The following is a 19,349-nucleotide window of genomic DNA, read 5'->3' as shown; positions in this document are numbered from 1 at the left end:
AGGGACTGAGGAGCCTGAGCGTTGCCTTAGCGGTCCGAAGTGTGTCAGGCGTCACATGGTTTCGGGTTTGGGGCGGTTCTCCGGTACGCCCGCGAAGGCCGCCCCCGTGTCCCGCAGCCGCTCGTGCAGCGCCCGGAAGACGGCCGCCGAGCGGGCGCCCGGCCAGTCCTCGGGCAGCAGCGCGGGAGGCAGCCCGGGATCGGCGTACGGGAGATGGCGCCAGGTGTCCAGGGCGAGCAGATAGTCGCGGTACGCCTCCTCCTCGGGGGTGTCGTCCCGCGCCTCCCAGTCGTGCAGCACGCGCGCGTGGGTGTCGAGAAACGCCTCGTGCTGCTTGGCGATCGCGGCCAGGTCCCACCAGCGGGCGACCGCCTCCGCCGTCGCCGCGAAGCCCAGATGCTCGCCTCGGAACAGTTCCACGTACGCGTCGAGACGCAGCCGTTCCAGCGTGTGGCGGGTCTCCTCGTAGAGGCGGGCGGGCGCGAGCCACACCCCCGGGGCGGCCGTCCCGAAACCGAGGCCGGACAGACGGGAGCGCAGTACGTGACGTTTCTGCCGCTCGGACTCGGGCACGGAGAACACGGCGAGCACCCAGCCGTCGTCCTCGGGCGGTGAGGCCGCGTAGACCCGCCGGTCGCCGTCGTCGAGGAGTTGCCGCGCGTCCGGCGACAGTACGTACCCGGCCGCGCCCGATGCCGTGCGCGCCGGCACCAGCAGCCCGCGGCGTTTGAGCCGGGACACCGACGAACGCACGGAGGGCGCGTCCACGCCGACCGCGGCGAGAAGCCGGATCAGTTCGGCCACGGGTACGGGACCAGGGGCGAAGCGGCCGTACGCGCCGTAGAAGGTGACGATGAGGGACCGGGGAGTGTGCTGCTCGGACACGTTGATCACTCTAGATCGTCACCATCACGCTTGATCACCTTCCGGAGGCACGGGATCGTTTTCCGTTCGTACGGAACCGCCTTCCGCACGTGCCGGGTTGACGTCCGCGCGCAGCCGGAACCGCTGCAGCTTGCCCGTCGCCGTACGCGGCAGCGCGTCCAGGAAGACGATCTCGCGCGGGCATTTGTACGGTGCCAGCTCCGCTTTGACGAAGGCACACAGCGCCTCGGGGTCCCGGCGGGCCCCGGGGCGCAGGACCGCGTACGCCACCACGACCTGGCCGCGCGACGCGTCGGGACGCCCCACGACGGCCGTCTCGATCACGTCCGGGTGACGCAGCAGCGCGTCCTCCACCTCCGGGCCCGCGACGTTGTACCCGGCGGAAATGATCATGTCGTCCGCGCGGGCCACATAGCTGAAGTAGCCGTCGGAGTCGCGGACGTAGGTGTCGCCGGTGATGTTCCAGCCGTCGCGTACGTACTCCCGCTGGCGCGGGTCGGCGAGGTAGCGGCAGCCGACCGGGCCGCGGACGGCGAGCAGTCCGGGTTCGCCGTCGGGCACGGGTTCACCGAAATCGTCGACCACGCGCGCGTGCCACCCCGGGACCGGGACGCCCGTGGTGCCCGGGCGGATGTGCTCGTCGGCCGCGGAGATGAAGATGTGCAGCAGCTCGGTGGCCCCGATGCCGTTGATGATCCGCAGGCCCGTGCGGTCGTGCCAGGCCTGCCAGGTGGCGGCCGGAAGGTTCTCGCCCGCGGAGACACAGCGCCGCAGGGACGAGACGTCGTACGCGCTCAGCTCGTCCAGCATCGCGCGGTACGCGGTCGGCGCGGTGAACAGGACCGACACCCGGTGCTCGGCGATCGCGGGCAACAACTGCCTGGGACCCGCCTGTTCGAGCAGCAGCGCGCTCGCCCCTGCCCGCATCGGGAAGATCACCAGACCGCCGAGCCCGAAGGTGAAGCCCAGCGGGGGACTGCCCGCGAAGACGTCGTCGGCATGGGGCCGCAACACATGCTTCGAGAAGGTGTCCGCTATCGCCAACACATCGCGGTGGAAGTGCATACAGCCCTTGGGGCGGCCGGTCGTGCCCGACGTGAACGCGATCAGCGCCACGTCGTCGGCCGCGGTGTCCACGGCGGTGAACGGCTCGTCGGAGGTGGGCGCCCGGTTCAGGAGGTCGTCCGGGGAGTCCCCGCCGTACGTCGTGATCCGCAGGCCGGGGATCTCCGCCTTCGCCAGGTCGTCCACCGACCGGATGTCGCACAGCGCGTGCCCGACCCGGGCGATCTCGCACATCGTGGTCAGCTCGTGGGGGCGCTGCTGGGCGAGGACGGTGACGGCGACCGCGCCCGCCTTCAGGACCGCCAGCCAGCATGCCGCCAGCCAGGGTGTCGTGGGCCCCCGCAACAGGACGCGGTTGCCGGGCACCACGCCGAGTTCGGCGGTCAGGACGTGCGCGATGCGGTCGACGCGGGTGCGGAGCTCGCCGTACGTCCAGGTGTCACCGGAGGCGGTACGGAAGACCGGGCGGTCCCGGGCGGTGTGGGCGAGGAGCTCCGCGGCGCTGTTGAGGCGCTCGGGACAGCGCAGTTCCGGGAGGTCGAAGCGGAGTTCGGGCCACTGGTCCGGCGGCGGCAGGTGCTCGCGCGGGAAGGTGTCGACGTCCCGGCGGTTCCTGGGCTCCATGGCGGTCCGCCCCCTTGTCGTGGTGGGGTCGCACCAGGAGCGTATCGCCTTCATGACGGCAGTCAATGGGCCGCGATAGCCGGCCCTTGCCGCCCTGCGGCCCGGGGAGCGTCAGGCCGCGATGGTCAGCTGCTCGGCCGGGACGCGGTGCGGGGCGACGACACTGCCGTCGGGCAGCAGCGCGCCGGTGTCGTCGAAGACGATCGCGCCGTCGCACAGCAGGTACCAGCCCTGCTCGGGGTGCGCGGACACGATGTGCGCGTCGTCGCGGTGGGAGTGCTCGGTGCGGTCGGCGGACGGGCACGAAGACTGGTGGGAACACATGGCGTACCTCCACGTGCGAAGGGTTCGGCGGCGTTGTCGTCGCCTCGTTGTGAATAGACCATCCTCCTGCCGCGAACTCATCGGAACAGTGGGAAGGGAAGCGTGACAACACGCGGACAACACTCGGACGTGCCCAGGACGGATGGTGCGGACTCGCCACCAAAGGGGTGATGATCACGCGCGAGCGCACCGGGCCGGTACCTGTGGAGACCCCCCACTCCAGGAGGTACTCCAATGCCATTGCGCCAGGTCATGGGCACAGCCGCCGGTGCCGCGCTGTTGCTGCTCGCCGCCCCGTCGTCCGCACAGGCGGTCACCGACTCGCTGGAACTGTCCGAACGGTCGGCGCCGTTTGAGACGGTGACCGTCGACCCGACGGGCCGTGTCGCCGCGGACGGCAGGGTCACCCTCTCCGGCACCTACCGCTGCACGGGCGGCACCGGACCGGTCTTCGTGAGCTCCTCGCTCGGCCAGGGCGAGGGCAGGTCGCGGAAGGGAATCGGTGGCACCAGCGCTGTCTGCGACGGCGCCGAGCACCGCTGGACCAACACCGACCGCACCGAGCCGGGACGGTTCAAGCCGGGTGCGGCCCGGGTCGAGGCCACGGTGATGGAACTGCGTTCCGGTGTCACCGTCCGCCTCACCTGCCGTTGGTGCACCCGTCGGGCCGCGGCCGCCCCTGTCGGGCTACCGCAGTCCCTGCCGGGAGCCGTCCTCGGCCGGCAGGCAACCGTCCTCGTCCGAGGGCCCGTTCACATAGCTGGAGTCCAGCCGGTACAGGCCCGCCCGCCGCACGGTCAGCCGTGTCCAGGGTCCGTCCGGCCCTACGCAGGCCCCGGCGGCCCGCAGCCACGGCGAGTACCGGACCCGGACGGTCACCGTCCCGGGCCCCGGCACTCTCAGCACCACGGCCGCCTCGCCCGCCCGGACCACTCGCGCGGGCGCCGAGACGAGCGGCTCCGCGTCCTGGACGCGGTAGATCCTCCAGTACGCGTCGTGCCACACGGGCTCCAGCCAGTCCTGCCCGGAGGTGACGAGGGCGGCCTCGTGCTCGGCGGGGCCGTCGGGTGTCCCGTCGGGCACGACGACGTATCCCACGGCCCAGTGGCGCAGCCAGGCGTGGTAGCGCGGGGCGTCGAGCGCGCCCTCGTAGAAGAGCCGCCCCCGTTCGACGTCCAACTGCCGGTTCCAGCCCCGCATCAGCTGTGCGTGCGGTGCGAAGAGGGTGGCCTCGCGGTGGTTGCGGGCGGGCACCACCTCGACCCGGTCGCGATCCGCGCCGAGCCGGTCGAGCTCGGAGAGGACCCCGGCGGTGTGCGTGGCCCAGGCCGGCACCGACGTGGTGACCCGCAGGTCGTTGGCGGTCGTGGTGGTGGTCCAGGCGACCGACGCGGCGAGTGCGAGCGCGACCGGGGCGACCCAGCGTGGGGCGGTCCGCCACAAGGAGGTCTGCCGCAAGGAGGTTCGACGCCCGGAGGCCCGCCGCGCGAAGGTCCTCCGCAGGGCGGGCAGGGCGCCACCGGACCCGGCCGCGCCCCGCAGGCACAGGAGCAGCACCGCGGGGGCGAAGAGCGCCGCGAGCCGTTCCACGTTGGTGCCGATGGGCGAGGGGACGAGACAGGTGAGTACGACTCCGACGGCGTACACCGCCGCCGCGCCCCGCAGCACCCGCCACACGCGGGGAGCCGCCCACACCACGGCGCCGGACAGCAGCAGGGGCAGCAGCATGCGGACCGCGGGCATGGGCTGCTCGCCCTGGAAGGGAAACAGAAGTGCCGTCGACGCGCAGACGGCGACGGGTGGCACGGAGAGGGCGAGGCACTTGGCGTACTGCCGGTCGAGCAGATACCCGGCACCGGCCACCAGCAGGAAGAGCCCGGCCACCGGACTGGCCAGGGTGGCCAGCAGCGCTCCCAGGACGCCCGTGGTCAGCCGGTCCCGCCGCGTCGGACGGCCCGCCACGGCCAGGAGGGCGGCGAGTCCGAAGGCCAGCCCGATGGCGAACGTGGTGCGCCCCGAGGCGACGTTGGCCCACAGCCCGAGAGCGCCGAGCAGCGCGGGCCACAGTGGCACCCTGGCGACGGTCCGCTCCAGCAGCGAGCCCAGCAGCCAGGTGGCGGCCACACCGGCCAGCACGGACGCGGTCCGTACGCCCAGCATCGCCATCAACGGAGGCGACAGCACGCTGTAGTTGGCGGTGTGCGTGCCGCCGTACCAGAACAGTCCGTACGCGGAGTCCGGGTTCCGGGCGAAGAAGCCCGCCCAGGCGTACTGGGCCGCGAGATCGCCGCCGCCCGTCGCGAGAAGCGTCGCCCACACCCCGTACAGCGGGAGGACGGCGAGGACCGCGAGCACCGGGACGCGGCCCGCCCACAGCCGAAGCGGCCGGTACACGGACTTCCGGGGGACGTCGAGGACGCCGTCGGGTCCGGAGGGTGCCGGGGCGACCACGGAGAACGGCTGTACGCGCATGAAGGCTGTTCCTGGGGCAGAGCGGGTGGGGCGGAAGGGACTGCTGGGGAGGTAGATGCGATTCTCGCCGTTGGCGTTCACTGCTCGACGCCCACGGGGGGGTGAGAAGGAACAGCCCTACCAGGCCACATCCAGTGACCCCGCGCGGCCCTTCCTCCGCGCGCCGGAAACCGCCCGCCCGGTCCGGTGACCGGTCCAACGAACCGTGGCAACGGCCGTCACGTGGCGCGCGGCCGTCCGGCCCATCCGAGTGGATGCCCCCGAAACAGCGGATGCAGCCGAAGCCACCGCCGTTTTGATCGATTGATCGCTACGATGGGGCCATCGCGCGAAACTCGATCGTGCGAACCGCCGTGCGGTGGTGGCCGGGCGGCGCGGCCGACGTGGGCGGGAGCGGTGGGGACATGCGGGAGTCGGCGCGGACGCGGCAGGACCGGATCGCGGAGACGGTGCGGGACCGGGGTGTCGCGCGCATCACCGACCTCGCCGACGAACTCGGCGTCTCCGTGGTGACGGTGCGCCGGGACGTCGAGGACCTGGCCCGGCGTGGGGAGGTGCGCCGCGGGCACGGGGTGGCGCGGTCACTGCGGCCGGTGCCCGAGGAGGTTCCCGTCGGCGGGGACGCCGTCGCCATGGTCGTACCGGAGAGCAACACCTATCTCACCGAGGCCGTGCAGGGCGCGCGGGAGGCCGCGGCCAAGGCCGGTCTGCGGCTGGCGCTGCACATCACCGCGGGTGACGGCGGGTCCGAGCGCGAGGCGGTGCGCCAGGCGGTGGACGCCGGGGCGCGTGGCCTGCTGCTGTCGCCGCACTGGCGCACCCGGGCGGAGGCCGAGGCGGACCACTCCTGGCTGGCCGCCCTGGACGTCCCCGCGGTGCTGGTGGAGCGGCGCCCCGCCCGGGCCGGCGGGATCTACTCGCTGGACTGTGTGCGTACGGACCACGCGTACGGCGTGCACCTGGCGCTCGGGCACCTGGTCGGTCTCGGGCACCGGCGGATCGTGCTGGCGGCGCGCGACGACAGCCCCACGGCGCGGGTCATCCGCGCCGAGTTCGCCGAACAGACCGCCGCCCTGGGGCTCGCGGAGGGATGCCCCACGATTCTCAGTTCGAGCACCGCCGGTCCCGATCCGCGCGTCGCCGACCCACGGGAGTCCGACCTGGTCGAGGCGGTCGGGAGGAGCGGCGCGACGGCGGTGCTGATCCACAGCGACATGGACGCGCTGATGCTGGTGCAACGCCTGCTGGCGGCGGGAATCGACGTGCCGGGACGCTGTTCGGTGGTCGCGTACAACGACGTGGTCGCGGACATGGGGCCGGTCCCGCTGACGGCCGTCGCCCCGCCCAAGACGGAGCTCGGCCGGACCGGGGTCGAACTGCTGCTGCGACGGCTCGACATGGCGGGCGGCGGGCTGCGGCCCGGGGCCACCCGGCACGTGGAACTGTTGCCGGGCCTCGTGATCAGGGAGTCCACGGCCGCACCGGTGGTCTGACCTCGTGCGAAGTCGCCTGGCGTTCGGACTTGTTCGTTTGACCGTTTTAGTTTCTTCTGTTCGATGTATTGACGCCTTTTTCGTCTGCCGCTGAGGATGCCCATGACCCAGCAACGACGCGGGAGGGCCCATGCCTGGTCAACGCCCAGCAGTCAGACGCTCAGGTGCGGCCGTGACGGCAGTGCTCACGATCTTCGCCATGCTGCTGGTGGCGGGCTGCTCCGGCGGCGGGAAGGGGGACAGCGCCGGGGACGGGCCGGTGCACGTCACCTTCTGGTCCGCGCTGCGCGGCAGCCAGGAGGTCGTGGACGAGTACAACCGCACCCACACCAGAATCAAGGTCGACTTCGAGCAGGTCCCCTCGGGCGACCAGGGCGGCTGGGCCAAGCTCAGCAACGCCGCGCGGGCGGGCAACGCCCCCGATGTCGCCACCATCGAGTATCCCCAGCTGCCCAGTTACGCCATCGACGGTGTGCCCCGCGACATCACGGACATGCTGCCCGACTCGGTGCGCCGCAAGATCATCCCGCAGGCGATGGATCTGACCACCTTCGAAGGGCGCACTTACGCCCTGCCGGTCGACATCGAACCGATGGTCTTCCTCTACCGCAAGGACCTGTTCACCAAGTACGACATCCCCGTCCCCAGGACCTGGGCGGAGTTCGAGAGCTCGGCCCGCAAGCTGAAGAAGGCCAAGCCCGACTCCCGTATCGCCTCTCTCTTCACCACCGGCGGCACGCTCGCCATGGCCGGCCTCGCCTGGCAGGCCGGCGCCCAGTGGTACGACACCTCCGACAAGTCCTGGACCGTCTCCATGGACGACGCCCCCACCCGCAAGGTCGCCACGTACTGGCAGCGCCTGGTGGACGACGACCTGGTGCGGGTCGAGCCCTCGTCCAGCCAGCAGTGGCGGGCGCATCTGCAGAGCGGTGAGACGGCCGGCTGGCTGGCGGGCGCCTGGGCGGCGGGCTCGATGATGGCCTCCACCCCGGGCGGCAAGGGCAAATGGGCCATCGCCCCGTCCCCGCAGTGGGACCCGGAGAAGCCGTCCCTGGGCACCCAGGGCGGCTCGACCTTCATGGTCACCAAGGACAGCACGCACCCCGAGGAAGCCCTGGAGTTCATCACCTGGATGGTCACCAGCCCGGACGCGCTGAAGGCCAAACTCGCCAGCGGTGTCAGCAGCGCGTATCCGACCGTGCCCGACCTGGTCCCGGTCGCCCGCAAGGAGATGGACACCAGCTACTACGGCGGCCAGGACATCTTCTCCCTCTTCCAGAGAGAGGCCGAGCTGATCTCCACCCGATGGAAGTGGGGACCGCGCATGGTCTCGACGATCAGCTCCGGCGACGACGGGCTCGCGCGGGCCGGTGTCGGCAGCGGAACCATCCTGGAGGCCCTCCGGGAGGCACAGAGCAAAACCCTGCCCGACCTGAAGAGCCTCGGCCTGTCCGTCACCACCCGCTGACCGACAGCCGCGCACACCACGCCGCACACCACCCTCTCAGAGCCGCACATCCAGAGCCGCACATCAGGTTGGATCCGAGGTGCATCCGTGAGCACAGTGATGACTCCCAGAAAACGGGCGGGGACCACACCGCCACCGGCGGACCCCGCCCGCACCCGCAGAGCCGGACGCCGACAGCAGAGGTTCGCGTACGTCACGCTCCTCGCCCCGTTCACGGCGCTGCTCGTCGCCGTGTTCCTCGTCCCCGTCGGCTACGCCATCTACCTCAGCTTCTTCTCCGAGGACCACGACGGCCTGGGCTTCGGCGGCGGCCGCACCATCTTCACCGGACTGCGCAGCTACCTCGCCGTGCTGCAGGACCCGAGCTTCGTCTCCGGCTTCGGCTCCATCGCCCTGTACTGCGTGGTCTTCGTCCCGCTCGTCGTCGCCGGCTCCCTGGGCCTCGCCCTGCTGCTCGACTCCGGACTGATCCGGCTGCGGCGCACCGCGCAGATGCTGCTCTACCTGCCGCACGCCGTGCCCGGCATCATCGCGGCGGTCATCTGGCTGTACCTCTACACGCCGGGGCTCAGCCCGGTCATCAAGCTCTTCGCCGAGGCCGACATCACCATCGACTTCCTGGGCCTGCACACCGTGCTCCCGTCGATCGTCAACATCGCCCTGTGGAGCGGCCTCGGCTACAACATGGTGATCTTCTACGCCGCCCTCCAGGCGCTGCCGCGCGAGGTGCTGGAAGCGGCCAGGATCGACGGGGCGGGAGGCGTGCGCACCGCGTTCCAGGTCAAGGTCCCCATCATCAGGGGGTCCGTCCTCATGGTGTGCATGTTCTCCCTCATCGCCGCGCTGCAGCTGTTCACCGAGCCCATGCTGATGAACCAGGCCACGCCGATGGTCAACTCCCGCTTCACACCGAACATGTACATCTACGACGCGGCCTTCCGCCGCAACAACTACGGACTCGCCTCCGCGGCCTCCGTCATCCTCCTCGTCGTCACCTGCGCCCTGTCGTTCGCCGTGACGCGCTGGGCAGGCCGCCGCGAACGGAGCGCGAAATGACCACGACGACTCCCATCACCCCCACGACCCCGTCCGGCGGGTCACCCACCAGGCCACTCGGCCGCCCCTTCGGGAAGTCCGGACTGACCAGCCGCGGCGTCGCCAACGCCGTCGTCCTGATAGCCGCCCTCTACACGATGATGCCCGCCCTGTGGCTGCTGTTCGCGTCCACCAAGAACGCCGACGCCCTCTTCGGCAGCGACATCTTCTCCCTCGGCGACTTCTCCCTCTCCCGCAACCTCTCCGACCTCTTCGCCATGGACGGCGGCCTCTACGGCGAGTGGTACCTCAACAGCCTGCTGTACGCGGTCGGCGGCGCCCTGGTCGGCTCCCTCATCAGCGTCTCCGCCGGATACGCCTTCGACAAGTACGAGTTCCGGCACAAGGAGAAGCTGTTCGGGCTCGTCCTCACCGGCGTCATGGTCCCGCAGACCGTCCTCGCCCTCCCGCTCTATCTGGTGGCCTCCGAGATCGGCCTGGTCAACGCCTTCTGGGCGGTCTTCGTCCCCGTCCTGTTCAACCCCTTCGGCGTCTACCTCGCCCGCCTGCTCAGCAGCGGCTACGTACCCAACGAGGTACTGGAGGCCTCCCGCGTGGACGGCGCCGGCGAACTGCAGACGTACATACGCGTCAGTCTGCGCATGCTCGGCCCCGGATTCGTCACCGTCTTCCTGTTCCAGCTCACCGCCATCTGGAACAACTTCTTCCTGCCCATGGTGATGCTCTCCGACCAGCACCTGTATCCGCTGAGCCTCGGGCTCTACACCTGGAACAGCTCCGCCACCGTCTCGCCCGAGTACTACCCGCTCGTCGTCATCGGCTCGCTGCTCGCCGTCGTGCCGCTGATCGTCGCGTTCGTCACGCTGCAGCGTTACTGGAAGTCCGGCCTGACCGCCGGAAGCGTCAAGTGATGTGCCGTCAAGTGATGTACAAGGAGCCCCAGTTGACCCGTAGGAGCGTCAAGTGACCCACCCCGACCTCCGGCCCCGTTCCCGCCCGCGTGCCGTGCTCGCCATGGCGCACAGGACCGCGGATCAGGTCCTCGACCCGGATGTACGGGCCCGGCTGGCCGCCCTCACCGACATCGACCCGCGGCTCGTCCTGGACGACCTCACCACCCCCGCAGCCCACCGCGCGCTCGCCGACGCCGAGTTGCTCGTCACCGGCTGGGGCTGCCCGCCCATCGACGCGGCGGTACTCGACGCCGCGCCCCGGCTGCGCGCCGTCGTGCACACCGCCGGGACCGTACGCCACCACATCACCGCCGCCTGCTGGGAGCGCGGCCTCACGGTGTCCTCCGCCGCCGCGGCCAACGCCGTGCCGGTCGCCGAGTACACCCTCGCCATGATCCTGCTCGCCAACAAACGCGTCCTCGACACCGCCCGGACCTACCGCACCGAACGCCGGCGCATCGACTGGAACGCACGCCACCCCGACGCGGGCAACTACCGCAGGACCGTGGGCATCCTGAGCGCCTCGGTCATCGGACGCCGCGTCATCGAGCTGCTCCGCCCGCACGACCTGAACGTGCTGCTCCACGACCCCTTCGTCACGGACACCGAGGCACGCGATCTCGGGGCGGAGCCGGTCTCCCTGCCCGATCTGTTCGCGGTCAGCGACGTCCTCAGCGTGCACACACCGCTGCTGCCCGAGACCCGCGGCCTGGTCTGCCGCGACCTGCTGGCGCGGCTGCGCACGGGCACCACGCTGATCAACACCGCGCGCGGCGCGGTCATCGACCAGACCGCTCTCACCAGTGAGGTGGTGTCCGGGCGGATCAACGCGGTCCTGGACGTCACCGAGCCGGAGGTACTGCCCGCCGACTCACCGCTGTGGGACTGCCCGAACGTCCTCATCACCCCGCACATCGCCGGCTCGAAGGGCGGCGAACTGCGCCGCCTCGCCGACCTGGCACTGGCCGAGATCGAGTCGTACGCCCTCGGCCGCCCCTTCACCCACCCCGTCCGGCCCGAACATCTGGCCCGCCTCGCCTGACCTGCTTTGCCTGACCCGCCTGACCATCGCAGCCGCTTTCGGAAACCGCCGGAACGGAACGGACCTTCGGAAACCGCCGGAACGAACAGGAGACGTGGCCCTTCCATGCCCCAGCACCCCCTCCCTGCAGCCCCCGAGGAAGACCGCACCCTCAGCCCGTACACCGGCTACACCCGTGCCCACTGGGAAGCCACCGGCGACCGGCTGCTGGCCGCCGCCCTCCGATACGCCACCCCCGGCCACGCCCTGATCGACCTGCCCGGCCCGCCCTCGCGGTCGGGGGTGCGCTCCGACGGTCTCGAAGGGTTCGCCCGTACGTTCCTGCTCGCCGCGTTCCGTACCGCCGGGGCGTCCGGCAAGGACCCGCACGGATTCCTGGAGCGCTACACGGCCGGCGTCGCGCGCGGCACGCGCACCCCCGGCCGCGACGACGCCGAGTCCTGGCCGGAGATCGGCCACCACGGCATCCAGGGCCAGCCCATGGTGGAGTCGGCCTCCGTGGCGCTGGCCCTGCGGCTCACCACGCCCTGGACCTGGGACACCCTCCCGGCCGCCGACCAGGACCGCGTCGAGCAGTGGCTGCGCGGCGCGCTGCGGCACACGCCCGCCCCCAACAACTGGTACCTCTTCCCGCTGACCGTGGCCGGATTCCTGGAGTCCGTGGGACGGGGCGACAGCGAGACACGCGGGGCGATCGACCGCGCGCTCGGCCTGCTGGACGGCTGGTACCAGGGCCAGGGCTGGTACTCCGACGGCGACGGCCGCTCCTTCGACCACTACAACGGCTGGGCCCTCCACTTCTACCCGCTGCTGCACGCCCACCTCACCGGGGACCGGGAACTGCTCGACCGGCTCGGCCCGCGACTGCGGGAGTTCCTGGACGGGTTCGCGCTGCTCTTCGACGCGAACGGTGCGCCCATTCACCACGGGCGCTCGCTGACGTACCGCTTCGCGGCCGTCACCGCCGTGGCGCTCGGCGCGCTCACCGGTGAGACTCCGCTCGACCCGGGCGTCACCCGCCGCATCCTCAGCGGGGGGCTGCGGCATTTTGTCGACCGGGGTGCGCCGACCGCGGACGGGCTCCTCGGACTTGGCTGGTACGGGCCGCACGAGGCCACACTTCAGCGGTACTCGGGGCCCGGGTCCCCGTACTGGGCCTCCAAGGGGTTCCTCTCGCTGCTGATCCCGGCCGAGGATCCGGTGTGGACGGCCACCGAGGAGCGGGCGCCGGTCGAGGGGGCCGACCGTGTGCTCGCCCTTCCCGCGCCCGGGCTGCTCGTCCAGACCACGGGCGGGGACGGGCTCGCGCGCCTGCACAACCACGGCAGTTACAAGCTCGACTCGCGGGAGCCGGAGAAGGCCCCGGGCAACCCGTTGTACGCCCGACTCGCGTACTCCACCCGTACCGGTCCGACCAGCGCGGCCAACGCTGCCGACAATCATGTCGCGCTGTCGGCCCGTGGCATGCGGAGCGCCCGTGTACGCATTCATCCGCTGGGTGCCGGGCGTGACTGGCTCGCCTCGTGGCATCGGCCGGTCTTCCCCGAGGGCGGGCCCGTGCTTCCGTCTGCGCGGATCGAGAGCCTGACGCTGGCCCGCGGCAGGCTCGAACTGCGGGTGCATCGCACGGTGGGTGTGCCGGTGGGGACGCCGGTTCATCACAGCGGCTGGACTGTTGCGGTGCCTCCGGGGACCGTCGCCGAGGACGACCAGGGCGCGGAGGTGCGGCTCGAAGGGCCGGAGGTGACGAGTCAACTGATCGGGCTGTACGGGTGGGAGACGTCGTGTGTGGTGCGGGCGCCGCAGGGGACGGCGTTTGGGCCTTGGGCCCTCGTTCCCGAGCTCACCGGAGTTGTCGGGGCGGGGGAGGAGGGGACGTTGTTCGTCGGGTTGGCGTCCCTCACGGGGGAAGAGGGCGTGGCGCCGCTCGCCGGGCAGGTCGGTGTTGAGGTGAGTGGGCTTGTTGCGGCTGTTCGCTGGGGCGATGGGGTGCGTACGGTCGTGGACTTCGGTGCGGGGGGTGCGGGGGGTGCGGGGGGTGCGGGGGGTGCGGGTGGCCTCTCGGTCACCGAGGAGTTGGGGTGAACCGGGTGTCGCCGCGGCTGGGGCTGTGTTCCGTCACCCTGCGGCACCTTGATGTGGCCGGGGTGCTCGGGGCCGCGGTCGAGGCGGGGCTCGAGTGTGTGGAGTGGGGTGCCGACGTGCATGTACCTGCGGGGGATGAGGCCGTGGCCGTCCGGGTTCGCGGCGCCACGGAGGAGGCGGGGCTCGCGGTGGCCTCGTACGGCTCGTACTACCGCGCCGGGTGTACCGACCCGGCGGAGTTCGACGGGGTTCTTCGCTCCGCCGTGCTGCTCGGGGCGCCACGTATTCGGATCTGGGCGGGGGCGACTGGGACGGAGGAGGCTTCGCCGGAGGAGCGGGCGGCGGTTGTCGAGGACACTCGGCGTGCGGCGGAGCTTGCGGCTGATGTGGGCGTGTATCTCGCCTACGAGTTCCATCGCAACACGCTGACCGATGGGGCTGATCGTGTCTTGCGGTTGCTGGAGGAGGTGGGGCGGCCCGACGTTCTCACGTACTGGCAGCCGCCGCTCGATGTGGCCGACTCGGATGCGCTGCTTGGTCTCGACGCGGTGATTGACGGCGTTGCCGCCGTGCATGCGTTCTCCTGGTGGCCGGGGACGACTCGGCGTCCGCTCTCTGCGCGGTCCGAGTTGTGGGGTGGGGTGCTTGGGCGGCTGCGGGTGGGGGGTGGGGGTGGGCCGATGGATGTTCTGCTGGAGTTCGTTCCGGGGGATGACGAGGGGATTCTTGCGCGGGAGGCTCGGACGCTTCGGGGGTTGGGCGAGTAGGCAGGGGTTCGGGTTCGGTGTTTGTCTGCGGGTTTGTTGTGGCTGGTCGCGCAGTTCCCCGCGCCCCTGGGGTGGGTGGGGGTTGCGGCTCGTCTGTTGGGTGCGGGGCCGCGCCGGGATGTCCGTCCGCAGCGGACCAGGCAAGGCCCGATTGCCACGGTGGCCGCCTTCCCATGTCGTCGTAAGCTGCGGCCACACATCCCGCCACGTCCCCTCCGACCGTGCCCCGTAAGGGGCGCGGGGAACGGCGCGAGCAACTACGACGGTCCGGCACGTGACGAACCGGCCTTGGCCACGGGCTTTTAGGGGCGCGGGGAACTGCGCGAGCAACCGCGACGGACCCGCACGTGGCAAACCGGCCCCGGGCACCGGTGCTTTTAAGGGGCGCGGGGAACTGCGCGACCAGCCACAACGCATCCGCAGCGGACCAAGAAGCCCAGGGCGGAGCCCGAGTGTTGGCTGGGTCGGTTGGGAAGGGAAGGCAGAGGCATCCGACCGTAGAGATGGGGGCAGGAATGGACATCGAAGCGCTCCGCCGGGACACCCCGGGCACCGCGAACCGGGTTCATCTGAACAACGCGGGTGCCGGGCTGTTGTCGCGGAGGACCCTTCGGGACACGACGGTCCATCTGGAGCTGGAGGCCGCCATCGGGGGGTACGAGGCCGCGGACCGGGAACGGGGCCGAATCGACGCCACCTACGCGAACATCGCGCGCCTCGTCGGTGGCCGGCCCGACGAGGTCGCGCTGTTCGACAACTCCACGCACGCCTGGAACGCCGCGTTCTATTCCATGACGTTCGCGCCGGGCGACCGCATCCTCACCGGCCGGGCCGAGTACGGAAGCAACGTCCTCGCCTATCTGCAGATCGCCCGGCGCACCGGCGCCGAGGTCGTCGTCGTCCCCAACGACGAGTCCGGGCAGCTCGACACCGCGGCCCTGGCGGAGCTGATCGACGACCGGACCAGGCTGGTCGGTGTCAGCCATGTCCCCACCAGTGGCGGTCTGGTCAACCCCGCGGCCGAGATCGGTCGCATCAGCCGGGCCGCGGGTGTGCCCTTCCTGCTCGATGCCACACAGTCCGTCGGCCAGTTCCCGGTCGATGTCGCCGAACTCGGGTGCGACATGCTCACCGCCACGGGCAGGAAGTTCCTGCGCGGCCCTCGCGGGACGGGATTTCTGTGGGTGCGCCGGGAAGCACTGGACCACCTGGAGCCGTACGTCAGTGAGATCGCCTCCGCCACCTGGGACGGGAAGCGGGGCTTCACCTGGCGCGACGGCGCCCGGCGCTTCGAGACCTGGGAGGTGAGCTACGCCAACGTGCTCGGCCTGAGCGCCGCCGTCGAGCAGGCCCTTGAGATCGGCATGGAGGACATTGGGCGCCGTGCCGTCGGGCTCGGGGAGTTGTTGCGCGACCGGCTTGACGCCGTGCCCGGTGTCACGACGTACGACCTCGGTCGGCAGCGGTGCGCGATCGTGACCGCCAAGGTCGATGACGTGTCCACCGCGGATGTTGCCGCCGCTCTTGCTGAGCGCGATGTCAATGTCACCACCACCGTGGCGGCGCACACCCAGTTCGACACCGAGGACCGGGGCGTCCATCCGCTGGTGCGGCTGTCGCCGCACTACTACAACACCGAGGCCGAACTCGACCGCGCCGTCGAGGTGTTCGCCGAGCTGGCAGCACGCCCCAGGTAGCGGTAGGTGAAGAGGGAGCCGGCGGCCAGGAGGACGGTGGCTATGACCAGGGTCGTGTTGTAGCCGTTGTCGAAGGCGGAGGTGGCGGCGTCCAGCAGGGGGCGGCCCTGCTCCGCGGGCAGGTGGTCGGCGGTGGCGCGGGCCTCGTCCAGGCTGTCGGCCGCGGTGCCGGGGGTGCCCGCGGGCAGGGTGACCGTGCCGGTGTAGACCGCCGTCAGCACGCTGCCGAGGACGGCGACACCGGTCAGGCTGCCCAGTTCGTACGAGACCTCCTCCACCGAGGAGGCCATACCGGCGCGGTGGGGCGGGGCGCCGCCGATGATCGCGGCGGAGGCGGCGGTCATCGTGGTGCCCAGACCCGCGCCGGCCAGGATCAGGCCGGGGACGACCCAGCCGGAGCTCTGGGCGGAGTCCAGGAGGGGGACCGCGCCCGGGGTGAGCAGGAGCGTCAGCAGGATGCCCAGTGCGCTCGTGGCGAGGCCGCCGCCGATCAGTGTGCGCACGCTGACCCGGTGGACCAGGCCGCCGACGACGACCCCGGCCACCAGGGCCCCCAGGGCAGACGCGGCCACGAGCAGGCCCGCGCCGAGCGGGGTGTGGCCGATGACCAGTTGGAGGCGCTGGGCCAGGACGAGCTGGATGCCGGCGGTGGCGAACATCGCGAGGCCGGCGCCGAGCACGCCGACGAGCAGGGGCCGATTGCGGAAGAGCGCGAAGTCGATCAGAGGGTAGGGCTGAGTGCGCTGGCGACGCAGGAAGGCCCGGAAGCCGAGGAAGGACACCAGCAGCGCCCCGACCATGTGCAGGGGTGCGGGATCGGGCCGGGTGGTCTCCTTGATCGCGTAGACCAGCGCGACCAGGCCGATCATGACGTAGAGCGAGGCGACGGGGTCCCAGGGCCGGTCCGCGCGGCCGGATCCGCCGGGGGCGAGGAACACCGCCGCCACCAGGGCGAGCAGGACGACGGGCACGTTGACCAGGAACACCGAACCCCACCAGAAGTGCTCCAGCAGGAAGCCGCCGAGGACCGGTCCGAGCGCGGTGCCGACCACCGACGTCGTGCCCCAGATCCCGATCGCCACCCCGCGTTCCCGCTCGTCCTCGAAGGTGAGCCGGATCAGCGCCAGCGTCGAGGGCATCATCGTCGCCGCGCCCACCGCCAGGAAGGCGCGCGCGGCGATCAGCATCCCGGGGGAGGTGGCGAAGGCGGCCATCGTCGACGCCGCACCGAAGATGACCAGGCCGGCCAGGAAGAGCCGCTTGTGTCCCACCCGGTCGCCCAGTGTGCCGGTGCCCAGCAGCAGGCCGGCCGACACCAGCGGATAGGCGTTGATGATCCAGAGCTTCTGCGAGGCGTCGGCGTGCAGATCGCCGGTCAGGGTGGGCAGGGCGGTGTAGAGCACCGTCATGTCCACCGATATCAGCAACAGCCCCGCCGAGACGGTCAACAGGACCCACCAGCGTCGTGCCTTGCTCATGCCGTACCTCGGATCTTCTGGATTCGACGGTGCGCCGGAAGGGCGCCGAGCCTGTGGATCACGGTGTGGAGGCCGATTCGGTGAGTGCGGCGATCCGCTGCCGAAGGGCATCCTTCACCGCGGGCGTGAGTTTCGTCCCGGTGGTCGCCTCGAAAAGCCACAGCCCGTCCGCGGCCATCCGGGCCAGGAACAGCTCCAGTTGCGCCGGATCGGGCTCGGCCGGGACCGGCACCCACCGGTCCACCAGGGCGTTCCACACCTGCGCCAGCTCCGGGTCGGACGCCGACTCGACCATGAACGCCAGGTCCGCCTTGCGAGGCTGGCTCTCCATGTCCATGAGCGTGTAGGCGATCGCCCGCTCGGTCGCCGTCGCCTCCGCGAACGCCTTCCCGAGCCGAGCCTCCAGCTGCTTCTCCCATCCCTCGGTCAGATACCGCTGGATCGCCAGCAGCAGCTCCTCCCGGGTACGGAAGTGGTACAGCAGACCCCCCTTGGTCAGTCCGGCCTCCACGGCCACCGACTCCAGGGTCAGGCTCGTGATCCCCTCCTTCTCGGTCACACGGATCGCGGCTTCCAGGATCTGGGTTCGAGAGCTCGGTCGCATGGTCGTAACTGTACCATCCGGAAGGTACAGTTACGCTGGTGGGTGTGTCGGCAAGGGAGTCGGGGCGCGTCGCCGCGCGGGCGGCTCAACCGGTCGTGCCGGGACCCGGACAGGACGCCAGCGCGCGGACGGTGAGGGCCCCGTCGAGGCGGACCGTCACCTCGCCCGCCGGCGTGCGCAGCAGCAGTCGGCCGTCGGTGACGCCGCGGGGACGGCCGCAGAAACCGCCGTCCGGTGTGACCACCTCCAGCTGCGGCTCGGACTTGTCGGGCCCGTACCAGGTCACGGCGACCGTCGCGGTCAGTGCGGCGGCGCACAGCACCGTCAGCACCACACCCCGCGTCAGGGCCTTCGCCGCGCGCAGGGTCTCCTGGTGGTCGAGCGCCTCCTCACCCCACACGAGCACACCGGGCGGTGTCTGCTGCACGACGGTGGCCGCGGGCCTGCCGTGCGCGGCGCGCAGCAGCAGTACGCCACCCAGCGTCCCGGTCGCCAGCGTCAGCAGTAGCAGGCAGCCCACCACGATGTCGTAGGGCGTGGCCAGTTCCCGGATGTCGCTGCGGCCCTTGATCAGGCCGAAGCCGACCATGCCGACCAGCAGCGCGGCCAGCCCCGTGCGCCAGGCGGCCGCCGCCTCGCGGACCCGGGGCAGTTCCTGGCGCACCAACTGCCGGCGGTGGCGGGCGGCGGCGCGGTCCGCGGGTGTGGCGGCCGGTCCGGGCAACGCCTGCCACCTCACCGGCCGTTCCGTTGCAGCAGCAGGATCCAGTAGGCGCCGCAGCCTTCGTCGTCGTCCGGCCGGCCGGGATGCTCCTCCGTGCAGACACAGGCCACCTGGACGGAATAGGTGTCGCGGGACCGAGGTGGCCGCAGCCCCCGGAACCCGGCCAGGGGGTGGACGTGCTGGAAGGGGTGCTCGCAGCGTGGGCAGACGCCGCTGAGCACGGCCTCGTGGCGGCTGCCCTCGATCCGCAGCCCGGCGAGGTGCGCCTCGGCATAGGTGGGGCGGGTGATCTCCTCGAAGGGGTGGGGACGTCGGGGCATCGGCATCTCCTGCACGTACGGCGCGCGTCCGCCCGCCTCCGGGAGCCGATGGTGCCAGGAGGTGGCGGCCGGGATCGCACCCATGGGCCCGCGGCGCTCGCCGCTGTTCTGCTCGTGGCCTCTTGCGCGCAGGTCGGGACGGGTTCGGTCCAAAGCCGGTCGCATTCTGGTCGTACGCCGCAAAGTCCTCGCTCGTACGGGTGGGCCGGAGCATCATGACGCCGTGACCGTGCGGCAGGGGGCCGTGTGGTCGGCCAGGGGTCGGTACCGCACGGGGGAGCGGTACCGGCCC

At 71.4% G+C, this 19,349-nt stretch carries 16 protein-coding genes and 1 pseudogene; 9 read left to right on the top strand and 8 right to left on the bottom strand.

The window, feature by feature from the left end; genetic code table 11:
* Nucleotides 1–51 precede the first annotated feature (51 nt).
* The 3 genes from QF035_RS15250 to QF035_RS15240 all read right to left on the bottom strand — a co-directional run bounded on the left by QF035_RS15250 (nucleotide 52) and on the right by QF035_RS15240 (nucleotide 2,898).
* On the bottom strand, nucleotides 52–894 hold the full coding sequence (locus QF035_RS15250) for a PaaX family transcriptional regulator (protein ID WP_307520861.1): 843 nt from the start codon (nucleotides 892–894) through the stop codon (nucleotides 52–54).
* A 15-nt stretch (nucleotides 895–909) separates the two neighbouring features.
* Entirely contained in the window at nucleotides 910–2,574 is a 1,665-nt protein-coding gene (locus QF035_RS15245; RefSeq protein ID WP_307531141.1) for an AMP-binding protein, read from the bottom strand.
* Between the two features lie 111 nt (nucleotides 2,575–2,685).
* On the bottom strand, nucleotides 2,686–2,898 hold the full coding sequence (locus tag QF035_RS15240) for a DUF5999 family protein (protein ID WP_307520860.1): 213 nt from the start codon (nucleotides 2,896–2,898) through the stop codon (nucleotides 2,686–2,688).
* A gap of 234 nt (nucleotides 2,899–3,132) precedes the next feature.
* Here QF035_RS15240 and QF035_RS15235 point away from each other — a divergent pair.
* Nucleotides 3,133–3,525 (top strand): annotated as a pseudogene (locus tag QF035_RS15235) (DUF6299 family protein); the annotation flags it as partial.
* Nucleotides 3,526–3,585: 60 nt separating this feature from the next.
* Here QF035_RS15235 and QF035_RS15230 read toward each other — a convergent pair.
* Entirely contained in the window at nucleotides 3,586–5,370 is a 1,785-nt protein-coding gene (locus tag QF035_RS15230) for a hypothetical protein (RefSeq protein WP_307520858.1), read from the bottom strand.
* Between the two features lie 404 nt (nucleotides 5,371–5,774).
* On the opposite strand from QF035_RS15230, the gene QF035_RS15225 reads away from it, so the two are divergent.
* The 8 genes from QF035_RS15225 to QF035_RS15190 all read left to right on the top strand — a co-directional run bounded on the left by QF035_RS15225 (nucleotide 5,775) and on the right by QF035_RS15190 (nucleotide 15,931).
* Nucleotides 5,775–6,863: a LacI family DNA-binding transcriptional regulator gene (locus QF035_RS15225; protein WP_307531139.1), complete on the top strand. Its 1,089-nt coding sequence runs from the start codon at nucleotides 5,775–5,777 to the stop codon at nucleotides 6,861–6,863.
* Nucleotides 6,864–6,993: 130 nt separating this feature from the next.
* Nucleotides 6,994–8,331, top strand: coding sequence for an ABC transporter substrate-binding protein (locus QF035_RS15220; protein WP_373466659.1), 1,338 nt, complete (start codon nucleotides 6,994–6,996; stop codon nucleotides 8,329–8,331).
* A 99-nt stretch (nucleotides 8,332–8,430) separates the two neighbouring features.
* Entirely contained in the window at nucleotides 8,431–9,387 is a 957-nt protein-coding gene (locus QF035_RS15215; RefSeq protein ID WP_307531138.1) for a carbohydrate ABC transporter permease, read from the top strand.
* Nucleotides 9,384–10,298, top strand: coding sequence for a carbohydrate ABC transporter permease (locus QF035_RS15210; RefSeq protein WP_307520856.1), 915 nt, complete (start codon nucleotides 9,384–9,386; stop codon nucleotides 10,296–10,298). Before QF035_RS15215 ends, QF035_RS15210 begins: the two co-directional genes overlap by 4 nt.
* A 52-nt stretch (nucleotides 10,299–10,350) precedes the next feature.
* The gene (locus QF035_RS15205) at nucleotides 10,351–11,382 is read left to right on the top strand and encodes a hydroxyacid dehydrogenase (RefSeq protein ID WP_373466658.1); all 1,032 of its coding nucleotides are present in this window, start codon (nucleotides 10,351–10,353) and stop codon (nucleotides 11,380–11,382) included.
* A 105-nt stretch (nucleotides 11,383–11,487) separates the two neighbouring features.
* Nucleotides 11,488–13,467: a DUF2264 domain-containing protein gene (locus QF035_RS15200; protein ID WP_307520855.1), complete on the top strand. Its 1,980-nt coding sequence runs from the start codon at nucleotides 11,488–11,490 to the stop codon at nucleotides 13,465–13,467.
* A complete protein-coding gene (locus tag QF035_RS15195) occupies nucleotides 13,464–14,234 on the top strand; it encodes a sugar phosphate isomerase/epimerase family protein (protein ID WP_307520853.1) in 771 nt (256 codons plus the stop codon). The genes QF035_RS15200 and QF035_RS15195 overlap by 4 nt, the downstream gene beginning before the upstream one ends.
* Nucleotides 14,235–14,749: 515 nt before the next feature.
* The gene (locus tag QF035_RS15190) at nucleotides 14,750–15,931 is read left to right on the top strand and encodes an aminotransferase class V-fold PLP-dependent enzyme (protein ID WP_307520851.1); all 1,182 of its coding nucleotides are present in this window, start codon (nucleotides 14,750–14,752) and stop codon (nucleotides 15,929–15,931) included.
* On the opposite strand, the gene QF035_RS15185 is transcribed toward QF035_RS15190, so the two are convergent.
* The 4 genes from QF035_RS15185 to QF035_RS15170 form a co-directional block, all read right to left on the bottom strand.
* Nucleotides 15,862–17,409, bottom strand: coding sequence for an MFS transporter (locus QF035_RS15185; protein ID WP_307520849.1), 1,548 nt, complete (start codon nucleotides 17,407–17,409; stop codon nucleotides 15,862–15,864). The genes QF035_RS15190 and QF035_RS15185 overlap by 70 nt on opposite strands.
* Before the next feature lie 58 nt (nucleotides 17,410–17,467).
* A complete protein-coding gene (locus QF035_RS15180; protein ID WP_307520848.1) occupies nucleotides 17,468–18,013 on the bottom strand; it encodes a TetR/AcrR family transcriptional regulator in 546 nt (181 codons plus the stop codon).
* An 85-nt stretch (nucleotides 18,014–18,098) separates the two neighbouring features.
* The gene (locus tag QF035_RS15175; RefSeq protein ID WP_307520847.1) at nucleotides 18,099–18,737 is read right to left on the bottom strand and encodes a hypothetical protein; all 639 of its coding nucleotides are present in this window, start codon (nucleotides 18,735–18,737) and stop codon (nucleotides 18,099–18,101) included.
* Nucleotides 18,738–18,748: 11 nt separating this feature from the next.
* Nucleotides 18,749–19,057 carry a hypothetical protein gene (locus QF035_RS15170; RefSeq protein WP_307520846.1) on the bottom strand — a complete coding sequence of 103 codons (309 nt, stop codon included), beginning with the start codon at nucleotides 19,055–19,057 and terminating at the stop codon, nucleotides 18,749–18,751.
* Between the last annotated feature and the right edge of the window lie 292 nt (nucleotides 19,058–19,349).

The organism is Streptomyces umbrinus (genome assembly GCF_030817415.1).
Lineage (GTDB): Bacteria > Actinomycetota > Actinomycetes > Streptomycetales > Streptomycetaceae > Streptomyces > Streptomyces umbrinus_A.
This window is presented reverse-complemented; position numbering and strand designations above follow the sequence as displayed.